This window comes from Bacillus sp. JJ1122 (assembly GCF_036964885.1).
Classification (GTDB): domain Bacteria; phylum Bacillota; class Bacilli; order Bacillales; family Cytobacillaceae; genus Mesobacillus.
On record NZ_JBALQL010000045.1, the window covers coordinates 48743 to 67212 of the forward strand.

General features: G+C 41.0%; 14 protein-coding genes and 1 riboswitch. Of the genes, 6 read left to right on the forward strand and 8 right to left on the reverse strand.

Annotation, left to right across the window (positions count from 1 at the left end; all coding sequences use genetic code 11):
* Positions 1–23: 23 nt before the first annotated feature.
* Positions 24–1046 (forward strand): VanW family protein, encoded by a 1023-nt coding sequence (locus V7201_RS21805; RefSeq protein ID WP_335378857.1) that lies wholly within the window; start codon positions 24–26, stop codon positions 1044–1046.
* Between the two features lie 121 nt (positions 1047–1167).
* Complete coding sequence (locus V7201_RS21810; protein WP_335378858.1) at positions 1168–1314, forward strand: hypothetical protein; 147 nt, start codon at positions 1168–1170, stop codon at positions 1312–1314.
* Positions 1315–1355: 41 nt separating this feature from the next.
* Here the strand turns inward: V7201_RS21810 and V7201_RS21815 are convergent, their stop codons facing one another.
* From V7201_RS21815 to V7201_RS21845, 7 genes are all read right to left on the reverse strand, one after another.
* Positions 1356–1574 carry a hypothetical protein gene (locus V7201_RS21815; RefSeq protein ID WP_335378859.1) on the reverse strand — a complete coding sequence of 73 codons (219 nt, stop codon included), beginning with the start codon at positions 1572–1574 and terminating at the stop codon, positions 1356–1358.
* A 193-nt stretch (positions 1575–1767) separates the two neighbouring features.
* Positions 1768–2508: a YqcI/YcgG family protein gene (locus tag V7201_RS21820; RefSeq protein WP_438825092.1), complete on the reverse strand. Its 741-nt coding sequence runs from the start codon at positions 2506–2508 to the stop codon at positions 1768–1770.
* 217 nt (positions 2509–2725) lie between these two features.
* Positions 2726–6178, reverse strand: a complete 3453-nt coding sequence (gene metH, locus V7201_RS21825) for a methionine synthase (RefSeq protein WP_335378861.1) — start codon at positions 6176–6178, stop codon at positions 2726–2728.
* Complete coding sequence (locus V7201_RS21830; RefSeq protein WP_335378862.1) at positions 6159–8021, reverse strand: bifunctional homocysteine S-methyltransferase/methylenetetrahydrofolate reductase; 1863 nt, start codon at positions 8019–8021, stop codon at positions 6159–6161. The genes metH and V7201_RS21830 overlap by 20 nt, the downstream gene beginning before the upstream one ends.
* Positions 8018–9202 carry a cystathionine beta-lyase gene (gene metC, locus V7201_RS21835; protein WP_335378863.1) on the reverse strand — a complete coding sequence of 395 codons (1185 nt, stop codon included), beginning with the start codon at positions 9200–9202 and terminating at the stop codon, positions 8018–8020. Before metC ends, V7201_RS21830 begins: the two co-directional genes overlap by 4 nt.
* Positions 9199–10311 carry a methionine biosynthesis PLP-dependent protein gene (locus tag V7201_RS21840; RefSeq protein ID WP_335378864.1) on the reverse strand — a complete coding sequence of 371 codons (1113 nt, stop codon included), beginning with the start codon at positions 10309–10311 and terminating at the stop codon, positions 9199–9201. Before V7201_RS21840 ends, metC begins: the two co-directional genes overlap by 4 nt.
* Before the next feature lie 86 nt (positions 10312–10397).
* Positions 10398–10507: riboswitch (SAM riboswitch) on the reverse strand.
* A gap of 845 nt (positions 10508–11352) precedes the next feature.
* On the reverse strand, positions 11353–12984 hold the full coding sequence (locus tag V7201_RS21845) for a M4 family metallopeptidase (protein ID WP_335378865.1): 1632 nt from the start codon (positions 12982–12984) through the stop codon (positions 11353–11355).
* A gap of 416 nt (positions 12985–13400) precedes the next feature.
* On the opposite strand from V7201_RS21845, the gene V7201_RS21850 reads away from it, so the two are divergent.
* Both V7201_RS21850 and V7201_RS21855 read left to right on the forward strand, forming a co-directional pair.
* Positions 13401–14315, forward strand: coding sequence for a thermonuclease family protein (locus V7201_RS21850; protein WP_335378866.1), 915 nt, complete (start codon positions 13401–13403; stop codon positions 14313–14315).
* A gap of 234 nt (positions 14316–14549) precedes the next feature.
* Positions 14550–15443 carry an alpha/beta fold hydrolase gene (locus V7201_RS21855; protein WP_335378867.1) on the forward strand — a complete coding sequence of 298 codons (894 nt, stop codon included), beginning with the start codon at positions 14550–14552 and terminating at the stop codon, positions 15441–15443.
* A gap of 36 nt (positions 15444–15479) precedes the next feature.
* Here the strand turns inward: V7201_RS21855 and V7201_RS21860 are convergent, their stop codons facing one another.
* The gene (locus V7201_RS21860; RefSeq protein ID WP_335378868.1) at positions 15480–16262 is read right to left on the reverse strand and encodes a hypothetical protein; all 783 of its coding nucleotides are present in this window, start codon (positions 16260–16262) and stop codon (positions 15480–15482) included.
* A 300-nt stretch (positions 16263–16562) separates the two neighbouring features.
* Here V7201_RS21860 and V7201_RS21865 point away from each other — a divergent pair, with 300 nt between their 5' ends.
* Together V7201_RS21865 and V7201_RS21870 are read left to right on the forward strand one after the other, a co-directional pair.
* A complete protein-coding gene (locus V7201_RS21865; protein WP_335378869.1) occupies positions 16563–17810 on the forward strand; it encodes an ATP-binding protein in 1248 nt (415 codons plus the stop codon).
* Positions 17811–18201: 391 nt separating this feature from the next.
* Positions 18202–18402, forward strand: coding sequence for a cold-shock protein (locus V7201_RS21870; protein ID WP_023614341.1), 201 nt, complete (start codon positions 18202–18204; stop codon positions 18400–18402).
* Positions 18403–18470: the final 68 nt, after the last annotated feature.

The following is an 18470-nucleotide window of genomic DNA, read 5'->3' on the forward strand; positions in this document are numbered from 1 at the left end:
ATAGAGAGATCGATGGGGGAAATATGGGAAAAAGCAGAAAAGTACTAATCGTATTGTTGGCTGCAGGAATTGTTGGATTAGCTGGATGTTCAGGGAATAGTTCAAGGGAAGATGAACTCGAGAAAAAGATAGCCGAGCTTGAAAAAAAGATTGAAAAGGAAAAAGAAAACACTGAGGATGAAAAGAAAGCGGAGGAAATAGTAGTGGAAGAGCCAGAACCAATTGTCATCAATGTTATTGATCCAACTACCAAATCCGTAATTAGAACTTTTCATCCAGCTGACCTAGGCTATGGAACAGATAACACAAAATTCAAGGATGAAATTGAGAGATGGGCAAGAGAATTAGCAAGAGGTACTGGGACCAAGGCCGGTTATGATCAACGAATGACTTTGGACAAAATCGGACCAGATGGCCAGGTGATCCAAGGAACTCCACAAACCATCCTTGAAGAAGCAGAACTTGTTGAAAAAGTGATTGCCGCTTCCGAAAAAGGAGGGGATATCGAATTGCCACTCTATGTAACGGCGAGCGGATACAAGATGGAGGATGTTACTCATTTAGGAGAAGTGGTTGTCGGGAGTTATACTACTTACTTTAATCCAAGTGTTGCAGGAAGGACGAAAAATATCGAATTGTCTGCTGAAGCCATCAATAATATCATTCTTGGATCAGGAGATGTCTTTTCCTTTAATACAACGGTAGGTCCCAGTGATGCTGCTCATGGTTACCAGCCTGCAGAAGAAATCGTCAATAAGAAATTGGTTATGGGTATAGGGGGAGGCATCTGTCAGACATCTTCCACACTTTACAATGCAGTTGACCTGATTGGCGTAGGATATGTTGAAAAGCATCATCATTCTTTAACAGTCGGTTATGTTCCGAAGGGGAGAGATGCCACTGTATCTTACGGGGGAAAGGATTTCAAGTTTCAGAATACGACCGGAGTACCTCTTTTACTGAAAGCTGTCATGGGGAAAGGGTCACTGACGGTTGAAGTAAGGACATCCAAACAGTATGAACCGCTGGTGAAAAAAGGAATTTGATCAATGGTTAAAAGGCTTAAAAAGAATCCGCCGAAAGACGTAGATAGAATCAATCCAACGGTGAATGTTTGCAATTTAAAATTCCCTTATTCTAAATATAAGAATAAGGGAGGCGATCAGAATGGAAATGAATCCTCTGATTTTAGAAAGCATGTGGAACCTGAAGAAAGAGCAAATGAAGAAGGAAGCTGATTTTAAGGAAACTTATAAGCTTTATCCTGAATTCTCACATACTAAAAAAGCTATAAACGAAAAGTTTATCAGGTAAAAGTAAATCAAACTCCCTTGCCAAGACGGCAGGGGAGTCTTTTATGATGTGCGCTTATTCTCGTTAACATTGACTAGGAAACCGCGTTTAATCCAATACTGAAAGTTATCTTTAGGGAAAACCCCTCTGTTTTCGGCATTATTCATTTTAATGACGACGCTGCTATCTGAAACCTCCAGAACTTTTAGCCTGTCTGAGTTATACATATTTGGCAGAAATCCGTTTTTTATTTCAAACTCCATGTTATTATAATACTCCAACCACTATTCCTCCTAATTCTTTCGGTAAAATTAGGTTTCCCATCCAGCTTACTTTTATCCATATAATGGCTGAAAATATATTTGTATAGAACCGAAAGGAAACATCCAGTATCATAAGAACGGACAATAGTTTAGCAATTAGGAGGAAATATTTTAAAAAAGGCCTTCTAAACAGAAGGTCTCTATATATTTACTACTTCTGATTTTTCAGGTATTTATGAAATGGACATTCCGACAATGATGTTTGTTCATCGTGAAGGAAGTATTGCTTCCATTCAAAATTGTCGTCATTTCCGTAACTGTTTAAATCAGGATGAATTGGGCTGGTATCGTAAAGTTCCAGTCTTTTTCTTATGTTTGCTTTTATTTTCGCTGCACCAGCTGCTGAAGAATTAAATTCAGTCAGCACCCATCTTGGTGTGATAGCAAGCATGAAGCAGGGAAAATGCCTGCTTTTTCTTTTTTCATGCGCAGGTGTTGCGCAATACATAAAATATTGCTCACCATGAAAACAAAATTCCCAGGCAGAATTTTCTGGATCAGATGGAATATGGGCTGGCCAATCTGCCACATCCATTTTTCCGAGCCCGTTCAGCAGTTCCCAAAACAATTGCTCGTAATCTTCAACTTTATAACTCTCAATCAAATCAGCGGGTGTATCGAAAAAAATGACCAGAGAGGTGAATTTTCCAAGAGACCTTGAAACCTCTGTAAACTCCCTCAGCAGGTTTGCAAGTTCTTCGCTGGTGGACTGCTTTGTTGGATCTCCGGCAAAACCATAACAGAATTGATTTAAAGAATGTCCAGTTGTAGCTGGTATACAGGGGAATGGTCTATTTTTATTCTGGATTTTTTCATTGAATATCCGCAAAATTTTTCTTTTTCCACATTCCATGCTATCTATATTTCTATGCAAAATTCTAATGATTCTCACCTCCATACACTTTTACAGTATTCCGTGCATGGGTGGGTAGGTGAATGTCCCGCAGTTAATATGGGCTCTAACTTTTTTTGCAAAATTGTGATATAAATTGCAGATCCCAGGAGATGTGCATTAGCTATTGGTGCTGGAGATTCCAGCCGAAAAAGAACAAAGAAGGCAAGAGGGCAATCCCTCTTGCCTACGTTTATTAAGATTTTAGATTCAATATTTACTCACTTTTCAATACATTAAAATATCTGGCTTCAGGATGCGAAAAGACAATCGCAGTAACCGATGCTTCTGGTTCCATCATACAGCCTTCAGTCAAATTAATGCCAATTTCCTCTGGCTTTAAGAGACTAAACAACTTTTTCTGGTCTTCAAGGTCGGGACAAGCAGGATATCCGAATGAGAATCTCTGTCCTTGATACTTGGCAGCAAAGCGATCCTTCATGGTCATGTCCGGCGTATCCGGAAACCCCCATACATCGCGCATCTGACGGTGTATGAGCTCGGCAAATCCTTCAGCAGACTCAAGTGCCAGTGCCTGTAGGGCATGGCTTTCCAGGAAACGGCCCTCATTTTTCAACTGATCAGCAGCCTGGCGTATTCCTGAACCGGCAGTTACCGCGAACATCCCTAAATAATCCATTTCGCCGCCATTCACTGGTCTTGCATAATCTGCAAGGCATAATCCTGGTGAGACCTCTTGACGCGGAAACTCAAAGGTTTGGAGAATCTTTCCGGGTTCATCTGCGTCATAAATATAGAGCTTATTTCCGTCCGATTGAGCGGGGTAGAACTGATAAACAGCAGCCGGCTTAATCCATTCTTTTGATTTAGCTTCTGATAATAGAGATTGGACAACATCGTTGATTTTTAGCGCTTTCTCATCCTTTTCTTTCAGTAAAACTTCCACCTTTCCCTTCAAACCGAGATGGTGGCCAATGAGCATTTGCTGATTGATGTACGGTTCTATATGGGAAAGAGAGTATGATTTCAACAAATGCCTTTTCGTATCCTTTGGAATATAAACTGGTGCAGCCGTTACAGCTTTAGGACGGTCCAAAACGGCTGTTGCAGAGCTTTTTTCACGAATAAAAGCTGGTTTGAGCTGAGCGGCCTCCTGTTTCTCTTTTTGTTCGATCATGAACCTTTCGTAGCCATCAGGTTCCCGAAGCTGATTGGCAAGGGATAAACCATTCATTGCATCTTTCGCGTATAATACGAGACCGTCATATTCCCTGGCAATCTTCGTATCGGTAAACTTTCTTGACAATGCTGCACCGCCAACTAAAATAGGGACGTTAATTCCCGCTTGCTTCATGTCATGTGCCGTCAGGACCATTTGCTGTGCTGACTTGACAAGCAATCCTGAAAGGCCGACAATATCAGGCTTTTCTTTTTTTATGGCTTCCACCAGGACAGTCGGTGCTACTTTTATCCCGAGGTCGACCACCTCGTAGCCATTATTGCTTAGGATAATATCAACAAGGTTTTTGCCAATATCATGTACGTCTCCCTTCACTGTAGCCAAAAGCACCTTGCCTTTAGTGGAAGCAGATTCATTCTTTTCCATAAACGGCTCCAGATGCGAAACAGCAGCCTTCATAACTTCCGCACTCTGCAGTACCTCGGCAACAATTAATTGATTGTCATTGAACAACCTGCCGACTTCCTTCATCCCATCCATTAATGGTCCATTAATGATATCAAGCGGAGCAGTGTAGGTGGAGAGGGCCGTATCCAGGTCTGGAACCAGGCCTTCTTTTGTTCCTTCTATAATATAGTAAGCCAGTCTCTCTTCAAGTGTCATGTCAGGCAGCGTGCTTTTTGATTCCTTCTTTTTATCCCGATAGAAATCCGTGAACTCAGCAAGTGATTGGTCTGTCGTGTTGAATAACAATTCCTCTGCCATTTTAACTTCTTCAGGACTGATCGAAGCGAAGCGTTCAAGCTTTTCTGTATTTACAATGGCGTAATCTAATCCGGCCTGGGTGCAGTTGTATAGAAACACTGAATTCAGGACTTCCCGGCCAACTGGAGGGAGACCAAAGGAAACATTGCTTATTCCGAGAATGGTTTGTGTTTCAGGGAAAGCTTCTTTGATCATCCTGATTCCATCAACTGTTGCTTTGGCAGACCCAATATACTGCTCATCCCCGGTTCCTACTGGAAAAACAAGCGGATCAAATATTAAATCCTGAGCCGGAACTTTATATTTATTCACAAGTAAATCGTAAGAACGCTTTGCGATCTCCAGCTTTCTTTCAGCGGTGACACCCATTCCTATTTCATCAATCGTTCCAACTACAACCGCCGCACCATATTGGTGAATAAGCCGCGCTACTGATTCAAAGCGCTCCTCACCGTCTTCCAGGTTAATAGAATTAATGATTGCTTTTCCTTGTGAATAGGTAAGTGCTTTTTCAATTACATTGTCATCGGTCGAATCAATGACCAGCGGAACTTTTACCTTTTTGACTACTTCGGGGATAAAATCCTCCATATCCTGAAGCTCATCTCTGTCAGGATCTGCAAGGCAAATATCGATGACATGCGCGCCATTCTTGACCTGTGCTCTGGCAATTTCCGCTGCTTCTTCGATTTTCCCTTCTGATATAAGGCGCTTAAATTTCCGTGAACCAATGACATTGGTTCTTTCACCGACCATGATTGGCCTTAAGGTTGGGTCGTCGTAAATGAATGGCTCTATACCAGAGACCATATGATTAGGATTTTCCTCTGTTTGGCGTGGCTGCCGTTCCTGCATTTTTTCGGAAATCGCTTTTATATGGGCAGGGGTCGTGCCGCAGCAGCCGCCTACAATATTAATCCATCCTTCTCCAGCAAAATCAGATAGCTTATGTGCGAGCGTTTCCGGTGTCTCATGATATTGTCCTTCTTCATCAGGCAATCCTGCATTCGGGTAGCAGCTGACGGCTGACGAAGAAAGGGCAGAAAGGGAGCGCAGGTGTTCCTGCATGAATTCCGGTCCTGTCGCGCAATTCAGTCCGATTGCAATTGGATTCATATGCTGTATCGATATATAAAAAGCCTCAATTGATTGGCCGGCAAGCGTTGTACCCATCGGTTCAATGGTTGCGGAAATCATGATGGGCAATTCTTTTCCACTTTGTTTGAATGCTCTCTGTATACCTGAATAGGCTGCTTTTACATTTAACAGGTCCTGGCTTGTTTCTAAGAGCAGCAAATCTACATTTCCATCGATCAAACCAAGTGCCTGTTCTTCGTAAGAGCTGGACATCTCAGCAAATGATGACCCACCTGTCACACTGAGTGTTTTCGTCGTGGGTCCCATTGAACCAGCTACAAATCTAGGTTTCGATAATGAGGATGCCTCGTCAGCTGCTTTCCTTGCGAGTAGTGCAGCAGCCTTATTGATTTCATAAGCTTTGTCACCTAATCCATATTCATCAAGTACAAGTCTTGTGGCTCCAAAAGTATTGGTCTCGACAATATCGGCGCCCGCTTCATAGTATTCCCGATGTATGTTTTCAATTACACCTGGGGCAGTAAGGTTAAGGATTTCATTACATCCATCAAATTCTTCTCCGCCAAAATCTTCAGGAGTGAGATTTGCCTGCTGGAGCATAGTGCCCATCGCGCCGTCCATGATCAGGATCTTTTTCTTCAGCTGTTCAGTTAACGTAGTTGACATTTTGTTTCCTCCTCAGTAGAAGGCTGCTGTATTCGTTGGCGTATTGTGATAGTTCAACGCTCATCTCATAGTTCATAAAAGGGGTGATTAAATAGATTCCGTTAAAAAGTTCTGCTGCAGCCTCGATCAGACCTTTTGTAATCGCAATGCCTTCCTTTTTTGACAGGAGAGGCTCATTATTAAATTTCGCCATTGTTTCAAGGATTTCCTGTGAAATCTTTATGCCTGGCACTTCATTGTGAAGGAATTCAGCATTCCTGCTGCTCGTAAGCGGCATCAGGCCAATATAAATTGGAACATCCAGATGCTTTGTTGCTTCGTAGGTTTCCAAAAGCAATTTCTCAGAGTAGACCGGTTGAGTAATGAAGTAATCTGCGCCACAATGGATTTTCTTCTCCATTCTTAGTACAGCTTTTTCCAATGAGCGGACATTTGGATTAAACGCAGCCCCGACCGAAAAAGCTCCTTTTTGACCAAGATCCTTACCTGAGTAAGAGAGCCCAGAATTAAACTGTTTGATCATCTCAATCAGTTCAAAGGAGGATAGATCAAATACTGATGAGGCACCCGGAAAGTCACCAACACGTGCAGGATCGCCTGTGATGGCAAGTACGTCATGCAGACCAAGTGTATGTAGACCCATCAGATGGGATTGAAGTCCAATAATGTTACGATCCCGGCAGGTCAAATGCACAAGCGGACGCAAGCCGATATTTTCCTTAACCAAGTGGGCAATGGCTGAATTCGAAATTCTTGGAGAAGCCAGCGAATTATCTGCGAGCGTCAAAGCATCTATGCCTGTTTCTTTTAAAGCCCTGGCCCCTTCAAAAAATCTTGTTGTATCCAGTTTGCGTGGTGAATCAAGCTCGACGATCACAGAGGGCCGTTCCTTCACTATTTGATGAAGTGGGGGAGCGGCTCTTAATATTTCAGTGGATTTAACTTCAACCCTTGCTGCTTTTACTACTACTCTTTTATCAGCAAGAGGCTGCAAACCTTTTAATTCCTCTGAAATAGCCCTGATATGTTCAGGGGTCGTACCGCAGCAGCCCCCGATTAGCCGAACACCTTGCTCGCGGAAGCTATGGGCTGACTTTCGGAAATATTCAGGGTTTCCCTCATAGTGAAACTGACCGTCAGTATAGGCTGGCAGGCCGGCGTTAGGATAAGCAGAAAGGTATGCCTTCTTTGGCAGCTCTACCTGCTCAAGGCTTGCAATCATATGATGAGGGCCGAGCCTGCAGTTCAGGCCAACTATGTCTGCACCTATGTCTTCTAAAGTATTGAAAACCTCCTGAAGAGGAGTCTGATCTTGCATGATGCCTATTTCCTGAAGTGAAACCTGGGCGATGATTGGAAGGTCTGTTTCTTTGCGGGCAATCGCCAGCACCGTTTCGATTTCTTCCATATCATAAAAAGTTTCAAGCAGGATCCCGTCGACGCCTTCGAGAAGCAGACAATAAAGCTGCTCTCTGAAGCTTCGTTTGATTTCCTCAATTGGAATGGCCGACGGTCTTATACCCCGGTTCCCGCCAATCGTACCCAAAACATACGCTTTTTTGTCTGCTGCCTGGCGGGCAAGCCTGACAGCCGCACTGTTGATTTCTTTTACTTGATCCTCGAGGCCATATCTTTCAAGTTTTATATAATTTGCTGCGTACGTATTTGTCTGAATCAGATTTGCACCTGCATCCATGTAAGCCTTATGAATACGAACAATGTCATCAGGATGAGAAACATTCAATTCTTCAATACAGGTACCTGCACCGTAAGAATAAAGAAGGGTGCCAATTGCTCCATCAGCTATTAAAATTTCATTTTCCAATACTTTCAGGAAACTCATCGGATACCCTCCTTGTAAGCTGATTGTTTATTTACTGATAATAATGCCTGCTCGATGTCCTTGATCAAGTCATCTGCATTTTCGAGTCCAACCGATAGCCGCAGCAAGCCCTCGCTGATTCCGCGTTTTTTTCGTTCTTCCTCTGGCATGGCTGCATGAGACATTTTAGCAGGGTAGGAGATGATGGATTCGACTGCTCCAAGGCTGACCGCAAATACTGGCAGGTTTAAATTTTCTATGAACCTTTTTAATTTCTCCGCGTTTTCAAGCTCTAAAGAGAGCACTGCACCTGGGCCTTCAGCCTGATTGCGTTGTACATGATACTGCGGATGCTCAGATAGACCAGGATAATACACGTTTTTGATAGAAGGTTCATTTTTCAAGAATTGAGCGATCTTAACCGCACTATCTTGTGATTGGTTCATCCTCACTGATAATGTTTTGATGCCTCTCATTACCAGCCAGGCATCCTGGACTCCCAGTATTGCTCCAAACGAGTTTTGCAGGGAATAAAGCTTATGTCCGAGATCTTCATTTTTAACAACAGCCAGACCGGCCACGGTATCACTGTGTCCTGATAAAAATTTCGTCGCGCTGTGGAGGACAAGGTCCGCTCCAAGCTCCAATGGTCTTTGTAAATAGGGAGTCATGAAGGTATTGTCGACAAACGTATATGCTCCATGCAACTTAGCTAACTTGCTAATTTCCTGAATGTCAGTTACCTTCAGCAAGGGATTAGATGGTGTTTCTACATATAGTAATCTAGTATTTGGCGTGATCGCCTTTTTGACTGCATCAAGATCTGTCATATCGACAAAAGTATGTTCAATGCCAAAACGATTGAGTACCTGTGTCACCATCCGATAGGATCCGCCATATACATCCTCCGTCACGACAATATGGTCGCCCTTTGAGAATAGAAGAAAGGCCGTCGATATGGCTGCCATACCAGAAGAAAAGGCAAAGCCTCGAGTTCCACCTTCGAGTTCGGCAATGATTTCTTCAAGTGCTTCTCTAGTGGGATTTAGACTCCTGCTGTAATCGTACTTTCCGAAATGGTCTACAGAATGCTGGTGAAAGGTGGAGGCATGCTGGATCGGCACGCTGACTCCTCCGGTAACTGGGTCTACTTTATGCTTATTATGAAGGAGTCTAGTATCAAAGGTGTAACAGTCGGTCATACTTTTGCCTCCTGTTCAGCTCTTTTAAAAGCATTTTCTAGATCAGCCAGTAAATCAACAGCATTCTCAATCCCCACCGAGAAGCGAAGCAGACGATCGCAAACTCCGATTTTTTCACGGATATCAGCTGGGATGTCTGCATGTGTCTGTGTAGCCGGGTAGGTGATAAAGCTTTCAACACCTCCAAGACTTTCTGCAAAGGTGATGGTTGATAAGCTCTGTAAAAACGGATTAACTATTGAAGAGGATTTCACTCTGAAAGAAATCATCCCGCCTCTGCCAGGGTAAAGGACATCAGTGACGGCATCATGTTCTTTTAAATAATCCACCAGTTGAATTGCATTTCGTTCATGACGCTCCATCCTTAATGACAAAGTCTTCATCCCGCGGATCAGCAGCCAGGAATCAAAGGGACTGAGCACAGCGCCGCCTCCATTATGATGAAGGAAAAGCGAATCACATAATTCCTGGCCTTTAGCAACGATCAATCCTGCCAATACATCGTTGTGACCTCCCAGATATTTAGTGGCACTATGGATAACGATATCTGCTCCCAGGGTAATCGGTTTTTGTAAGAGGGGAGTATAGAATGTATTATCGACTATCAATAACAGTCCATTTGCTTTTGCGATGTTTGCGATTGCCTTAATGTCAGCCTGCTCCATCAGAGGATTTGTCGGTGTCTCAACAAATAGAGCCTTCGTTTTTGGATTGATGGCTGAGGCGACTTCTTCCAAATCCGCCATATCGGCATATGTACAATGTAATCCCCACTTTTTGAATCCTTGCTCCAGAAGTCGATAGGTTCCGCCATATAAATCCTTAGATACGACCCACTCATCACCGTTCTGAAAGAGGGAAAGGATCGTCCAGATAGCAGCCATGCCTGAACTGCAGGCAAAACCGCGGTCACCTTCTTCAAGGTCTGCGATTGCTTTTTCAAGAATTTCCCTAGTAGGATTTCCTGTTCGGACATAGTCATATCCACTGGACTGGCCAATTCCTTCATGACGGTAGGCTGTCGTTAAATAAATAGGTGGATTGACTGCACCAGTCGCAGTCTCACTTCTGTTTCCAAGTTGAGCTAGTTTTGTCTCGATTTTCACCATTCATCTCACTCCTGATGTTCTTATTCTTTTAGATAAAATAAAAAAGCCTTCTATAAGAAGAAGACTTTAATGAATACGAGCCATTCTCCTTATCTGCCAAGTTATAAAAACTTGCTGGAATTAGCACCTTTTCAACAAACGTTGATGGTTGCTGAAGCTTCATAGGGCCAGAACCCTCTGCTTCTCTCGATAAGAAATAAATTTATTTAATTGTGAAATTTCTCTAAATATTATATCTTTTATTACCTAATGTCAATATTTAATTAAAGCGTTAAAGCGAAGGAGTGTAATAACAGTTCTCCCACCATTAAGATTCTTGAAAGGGAGGAGGGGAAATCCGCGAAAACTGGAATGACTAAGTAAAAATAAAATGATCGTCGGGTGTAAATACCTGCTAGTATCGTGGACTTGTAAACTTTAAGGTCTCTTTCTGATTTTATGATGAATAAAGATGATTGACACTCTGAAAATTCAAATGGGATGAAAACTGGTAACAAACAAGAGCCAATGGTGAACAGAAAATGCTGATAGGATGAAAACTTGTAACCAACAAGAGCGATTAGTGTCAGGAAATGGTATTAGGATGAAACTGGTCAAATTTTTTATGTGTCGGCTGGAAAAAATCGCGGGTATTTTCCAGTTTGCGGGATTTCGACAAAAATTTTCGGAATAGACTCATTTTCTTGCGGAATTCAAGGTAAAAGTTGCGGGATTTCGACAAATTTTCGCGGAATCTACAGATTCTAACGCCTAATTGGATCCACTCAAGAGTGTTTTGTCTCCGTAGAAGGCATCAAAAAGCATATTAAATCCCCTTGTGGTTGTAATTAGAGCGATTGGTGACATGAAAGTACGAACACGATGAAAAACTAGGTAACCAAAACAGAATATTAATAGGAAGTAAGTGCTCCTAAGATAAAAAAGGTTGTCATACCGTCCGAAAGAGTCATCGATCAACCAAACCTATAACTAGTAAAATAAAAAAACTGACTCAAAGAAGTTTCTCAACTTTTTGAGTCAGTCTCTCAAAATGAAACTCTATTAATTTACACCAACTGCATCAAATGCTTTCTTAACTGAAGTTACTTCAGCAGAAGAAGCACCATAAAGGTCTGTTGCAGCCTGTACAAGTCCAGCTCTTGCTTGGCTGAAGTTAGTTGAAGATGTGAAGTATACTGTGTTAGCACGGTAGAAAATTGCACCTAGCTTGTCCGTACCTACTCCAGTAACTGTTACTCCATAATGTGTTCCACCTTGACTTAGAAGGTAAGCAGCTTTGTTGATGATGCCGCTGTTTGTATGAACTCCACCATTATCGGATGTACCAGTATAACGCTTGGAATAGTGGTCAGGATCACCATATTTAGTTGGGTCACTCATTGAACGAAGAGCATCGCCAGCTGTATTAGGTGTATAGATGTCTTCACCAATCTCAAAATCTGGATTGTTATTTGTATGGAATTCAAGGATTGTACCAAAGATATCAGAAATTGATTCATTTAATGCGCCTGATTCGTTCTGGTAAACGAGATCAGAACTGAAATCTGTTACAGCGTGTGTCAATTCATGTGCTACAACATCAAGACCGCCTGAAAGCGGTACGAAAGTGGTTCCATCTCCATCACCATAAACCATTTGAGCGCCGTTCCAGAAAGCATTATTGTAATTTCTGCTGTAGTGTACAGAAGATTTTAAAGCTGCTCCTTTGTTGTCATAGGAATTGCGGTTAAACACATTCTTATAATAATCATATGTTTTGCCAGCGTAGTAGTGTGCATCAACGGCAGCACCATCATATTTTGCGTTAAGGTTGTTATCGGCATCCACCCATAAAGATCCAGGAGTTGTTTGACGATTTTTTGCATCATACGTGAATACACCGGAACCGCGTGTATTGTCCTGTAGATAATAAGCGCCATTAGAAAGTAAAGTATTCAGTGATTTAGTATCGCCTAGAACTCCGACTCCAGAACCGACTGTGTTCGAGCCTGTAAGAGAAGGATCCGTTTTGCCGGCAGTGTCGATCGCATTGTATTTATTGATAACTTCACCTGTCTCAGCATTGATAAAATACTGGTAGTTTCCTGGTTCAGGGCTTAAGAAATTTAATGTTACATGGTATGCATAAACAGCTTGATCAGCACCAGGGTAGACAACTAACTCAGCAGTTGGATCCTGCTCATAAACAGGGTGGAAGCCTAAATCAGCTTCTGCCAATGCAACAGCCTGCTTTTGAGATTTTTGGTTTGCTTTTTTAACTAGCTTACTGCTAAGCTCTTTGCTTAATGTCCCTGTGAATACTTGAAGTACGCCATTTTCGTCAACTTTGGCAGCCTGTGTTGCTCCCCAAACTGGCACACCATTATATACTTGCTGCAAGCGAACCACATCTCCGCCAAGCTTGTCAGCTTCTTGTGATTTCACAATGAAACTATCTGCAGTTCCTAGCTTATATTTTCCCTTCGAATTCTTAAGATAATCAAGCACAACATCCTTAGCTGCTTTTGCCGAAGGATTTGTCAGCTTTCCGGCAACAAATTCCGGTGAGCCTTGGCTTTTCGTATACTTGTTTGATTGTGCATCTGAAGATGAAGCTGCAAAACCGGTTGCACTTACTAAACCACTTAATGCAAGACTTGCTGTAAGACTTAGAGCTACGACATTCTTCTTCAAATAAATTCCTCCTAAAAATGTAAGATGATATCGTCTAACTAATGTAAATTAGTAGATTAACATATTTATACTTTAATATTCTGAACATTGCAACAAATAGATCGGTTTTTGTCGAACTGATAGGTTGGGAAATTTTTTGAGTAAGTATCACTTATTTTAATATAGTTGAATGAAAATTTGTGAGTTTGATCTAGGCTCTAAACGAATAGGATAATTCTAGGTTTATTAGAAAAAATTGTAATTTTAACAAGAAAAGATAATAAGTAGTATTATTTGAATTAGACAAGTTATTGTCTTCAAGCTGCCTTTTTAGACAAAAATATAGCACAATCTTACACTAAATACCGGCATAGTAGCAGGGTGAATTCTCTTGGGGAAATTTGATATATTAATATAATTTAAAGGGAGGATCGTCAATGAAAAACGTAAAATTTTATACATTAGCGGCATTCATCATCATGGCATATTTATTTTTGCCTGAAAATGCATCAGCTCATAATGGAGGGCTTGACGAGCTTGGTGGTCATTTTCGCAGTGGGGATTGTGCCTATCTACTCCATGAGCCAACCCAAATTGCTAAAAGCGCATCAAATATGGAGGACTTAATCAAGTTAATCATGCAGAACAACAGCAATTCTTGTGCAGAAGAATTAAATGAAAGTAAAGTAGAACTTGAAGGATATAATTTTCCGAAAGCAGGGAGTACAGTACAAAACTCTGAACAGACTAGCAGCACTTCAATTGCGTCCCCATCGATAGGAATACCACAGCTCGGAAAAACATATTCTGCGAAACTAGTGGATTGTATTGATGGTGATACAGCGGTATTTAACGTTAATGGAAAAGATTATAAAACTCGCTTTTTATATATCGATACGCCAGAGAGATCGACCGCAATAGAACCGTTTGGTCCAGAGGCAGCTGAGTTCACATGTTCATTATTGAACCAAGGCAACATTACACTTGAAACAGATGGCCGTAATTTGTTTGATAAGTACGGCCGTCTGCTGGCTTGGGTATGGGTAGGGGACAAGCTTCATCAGGAAGTAATTACAAAGGTGGGATTGGTCGAGGATTTCTACGACTATGGAAACTACAAATATGAAAATCGCATTTGGGAGGCCATGGACTACGCCAGGTCAAATCACAAGGGGATTTATGCTTCAGCAAAACCACGAAAACAAGAACAAACAGATGAAAAAGCCAGCGAAGGAAAGCAAGGGCAAACAACAGGAGAATCAAAATCTAATAGCAATGAGCTAAAGGGATGGCCCTTCCTTGCAATATTAATGTTTGCATTGCTCTTTTACTTCATCAGGAAGTGGCGATAGGGGAAATGACAATGATTAAACTTGGTTTAATAGTTTCATGGCAGTTGTTCAGTATCCCTTCCTATGAATTTAAGTTTGCTTAGGCTGATTTGTGAGATCGGACGAATATACTTTTTACAAAAAATCAGAATAAAACAATCAATTGTATACCACAGCTTGCGGCTGTGGTATTTTATTATCAAGAACTGATTTCGGAATATTATAAAATTATTATTCCTGCTGGAGGAAAAAATCGTGTTGGAAAAAAAATTAAAATTGGAGAATTCCATCTGCTTAAACGTTAAATATACAGAAGTAAACGATCAAAAACCTTTTCTGCTTTTACTGCATTTCAGCGGTGGGACCTCTGCAATGTGGAGCGGAGTTGTTCCATACCTACAAGAAGACTTTAACCTGATTATCCCTGATTTACGCGGTCATGGAAAATCTGATCGGCCAGGTTCAGGCTACCATATTGATGATTTGGCAGAAGATCTTCATCTTTTATTAATGGAATTTAAAGTCATCCGGTGTCATGTCGTCGGCAGTTCAATGGGTGCAGAAGTCGGCTTAAGTCTTGCCGCAGCTCATCCAGAACTTGTAGAATCGCTTGTTTGTGAGGGAGCTTTGACAAATGAGTTTGGAGAATATGGTTTGATAGATGGAAATGATTTTGAAATTAAGCAAGAAAAAGATAAGCTTCGAAAGCAACTCGCTGAAAGAAAGGCAATTCTTTTTCCGAACAAGGGAGAGTATATACTACATTATAGAAATCCTCTGGAAAAAAACGGAATTTTTAACGAGCATTTTTTAATCTTCATAAAGAGCTGTATGGAAGAGACGGATGACGGCCAGTTTGTCCATTTCTATAAAAACCATGTCAGGAATGAATATATGGATAGCTATTGGGACATGAAGTTCGAGGAATATTACAAGCAAATATCTTGTCCTGTCTTATTTATGCCAAGCGAAGCTGAGTGGAGGGATTTAAAGACCAAGCAGAATCTCCACTATTTTTCCAGTTTACTGAAGTCATACGAAATAACTCTTTTAGATCAATCTTTGCATGCATATGTTTGGATGCAGATGCCAGACAAAGCTGCTGCATCTGTTAAAGAATTCTTGGAGAAACAGCTGCAAAAAGTTTAAAAAATATCAAGGATGGCGATGCTCGCCATCCTATTTTTATGGAATAACAACCCTTAACAATTTAACAAATTCTTCAGGGTCGTTCATCTGGTACAATAATTTTTCATGATTAAATACAGCATAGTATGGCAGGGAGGTGATCTCCAGTTCGGGGAACATCGCTTGAGCTTCCTCAACACTTCTTGCTGTCCTGGATTGAGCTTTGTGTATATAAGTATTTGTCACCTTTTCAAGGGACCAGTTTTCCTGTTTCTGGCTGTCATCGTGAATCTCTAATACTGCTAATTTTCCTTTTTCCTCAGCAAGCTGATACTGGTAAGAAATCGTTTGTTCTATTATAAGAGGAAATATATAATGGAATTCTTGATTACCGAAACTTGCACGTATTATCACTGTCCGATTACCGGGATAATTATTAAAGGTGTATTGGTTCTTGATCAGGCTGTTGAATTCAGAAATTCCTTGTTCTAAATCATAATTGGACTGGAAGACTGCTATTTCAGCGTGATCAGGTTCCTCAGAAAAAGAAATGTCAAGTGTACTAAAGGGCTTTACTGTAAGTGGCAGTAGATCATGGAACAAAATTGGCGGCTCATTTTGGTCGATAATACTGCCAGTCCCTTGTTCAATCCATTCATAAATACCTGATTTGTACTCAACAGGTTCACCAGCAATGAGAAACTCCACCTCAGGAGCCTTTGCAAAAGTTGTTGATTCACCTCTGTTTTTTTCTTCTTCAGCTGACTGAAACAAATCAAGTGAAAAAGCCAGTAAAACAGCTATTATAACGAATATATAAGGAAGCCATTTATTTTTCATATCCGTAACTCTCCCGTTCTATTAGCTGTTTTATTTCTGTATTGCATTGAGATTTTCCATAATATTTTTTCTGTAAATCTATCTATTTTCCTATGGTGTCCATTCAAATCAATGAGGATCAATACTAGCAGAAGGATATTTGCCCATGTTAACGTCAGGTACCTCTCTAATTTACTGTTTATACAAATATAAAATAATTACAATGTTTTGAATAGAAAAATCTAGTTTGAGCAGGGAATTTGATTGCGCTTGCAACTGGATTATATTAGTATCTTAGTGAATACATATGGTGGTGTTGCAGTGGAAATTACTAAACATTTACTCCTGAATCTGTCGCTATTAATTGTACTGCTGTTTTTTACACAGCTGGTTATTGAGAGACAGGCATCTGAAAAGAACAGGAATGGCTTGCAAATATTTTATTTTATATTATCGATTTTAATTTGTTTTATTTTTTCAATCGAAACAAGTGACGGTATACACTTCGATCTCCGACAGGTGCCAATGATTCTTGGCAGCCTATATACAGGGCAGGGTTTTTTGCTTGCTGGGGTGACCATCTTCATGCGCGGTTCCATGGGAATTAATGATGGCTTTTGGACATCTGCGGGAGTTTTCATCGTTCTCGCATTTCTACTTACCTGGATGCATAGCTGGTTTTCAAGCCTTTCACTCAATCAGCGAGTAGGCGTTTCCATACTGGTCACGGTTATTACATCTATGGTGCTGATGCAGTTAATCGGGATAATCACTGAACCAATCACACATGCGGAGGCATGGATCAGTTTCCTTGTGATTCCAGCTATCACTTCTGGCCTTATAAGTTACTCAATTGAAACAATTCGCCAATCCTTGCTGATCCGTCAAAAGCTGGCTAAAGCGGATAAAATAGAGGCTGTAAGCCATCTCAGCGCAGCGATTTCTCATGAAATCCGGAATCCCTTGACGACAGTAAAGGGTTTTCTGCAGCTGCTTGGCGAACAATCCTATCCAGAAGAAAAGAAAAAGGAATTCATCCAGATTGCTGTGAGTGAGCTTGATCGAGCGGAGGAGGTTATTAATGATTATTTAACTTTTGCCCGACCTGCTTTTGAAAAAGTCGAAGATATCGATGTGGAAAAAGAGCTGAATCATGTATTGAATGTACTGAAGCCACTCGCTAATTTAAATGATATCAAGATTAAACGTAAGTATACACCTGGTTTGATTATTTCTGGAGATCGTTCAAAATTTCAACAGGGTTTCATCAATCTCATTAAGAATGGTTTTGAAGCAATGCCAGATGGCGGCGAACTCACAGTACAAACCTTCCTTACGGGGCATATCGCACATATCCTTATATCAGATAATGGAATCGGGATGACTGAGGAACAAATTAACCGACTTGGCGAGCCTTATTATACAACAAAAGGACAGCAGGGAACCGGGCTAGGGATGATGGTCACCTTCAGTATCATCCGGGCAATGAGAGGGAAAGTGGAAATAAAGAGCCAGCCAGAAAAAGGAACGACTTTCCATATGAAGTTCTCTAACCAGACAGAAAAATAAGAGGAATCCTTCTGTAAAGTCAGGAGGATTTTTTTCTATTTCATACTCCTTTAATTGGATTTGGTGAGAAGTGGCTCTTGGAAAAGGCCGTCTTCCATGTGATCGAGTGCAGCTTTAAACGAAATGAACTAGGTTAAAAAAGAAACAGTCTGAACAGTATATTTTGCTGAAATATTTCACAGAGAAGGAGATTGTTAAGTTTGTCTTTTCTTGACATTTATATCCAAAGTTGCTATATTAATAGTAGCAATTTGCACGTGTTAGGCATTATGCAATTTGCTTGTTCTAATGTTTAAAACGTTTGAATGAGGCAAGTAGTGAGGAACTAAACGTTGTGATTTGCTAAATTTAAATCATGGCTTGTTCGGCCGAACTAGGAGGATTTTCTTTTATGAAAAACGGTAAAGTTAAATGGTTTAATGCAGAAAAGGGTTTCGGTTTCATCGAAGCTGAAGATGGCAACGACGTTTTCGTTCACTACTCAGCAATTCAAACTGAAGGATTCAAAACATTAGAAGAAGGCCAGGAAGTATCTTTCGAGGTTGTTGAAGGTGCTCGTGGACCACAAGCCGCTAACGTTACTAAACTATAATTATCATATTTGACCTTAAAGTCCAGCCTGTTGGCTGGACTTTTTTATTTACATTTAATTTACAGTTC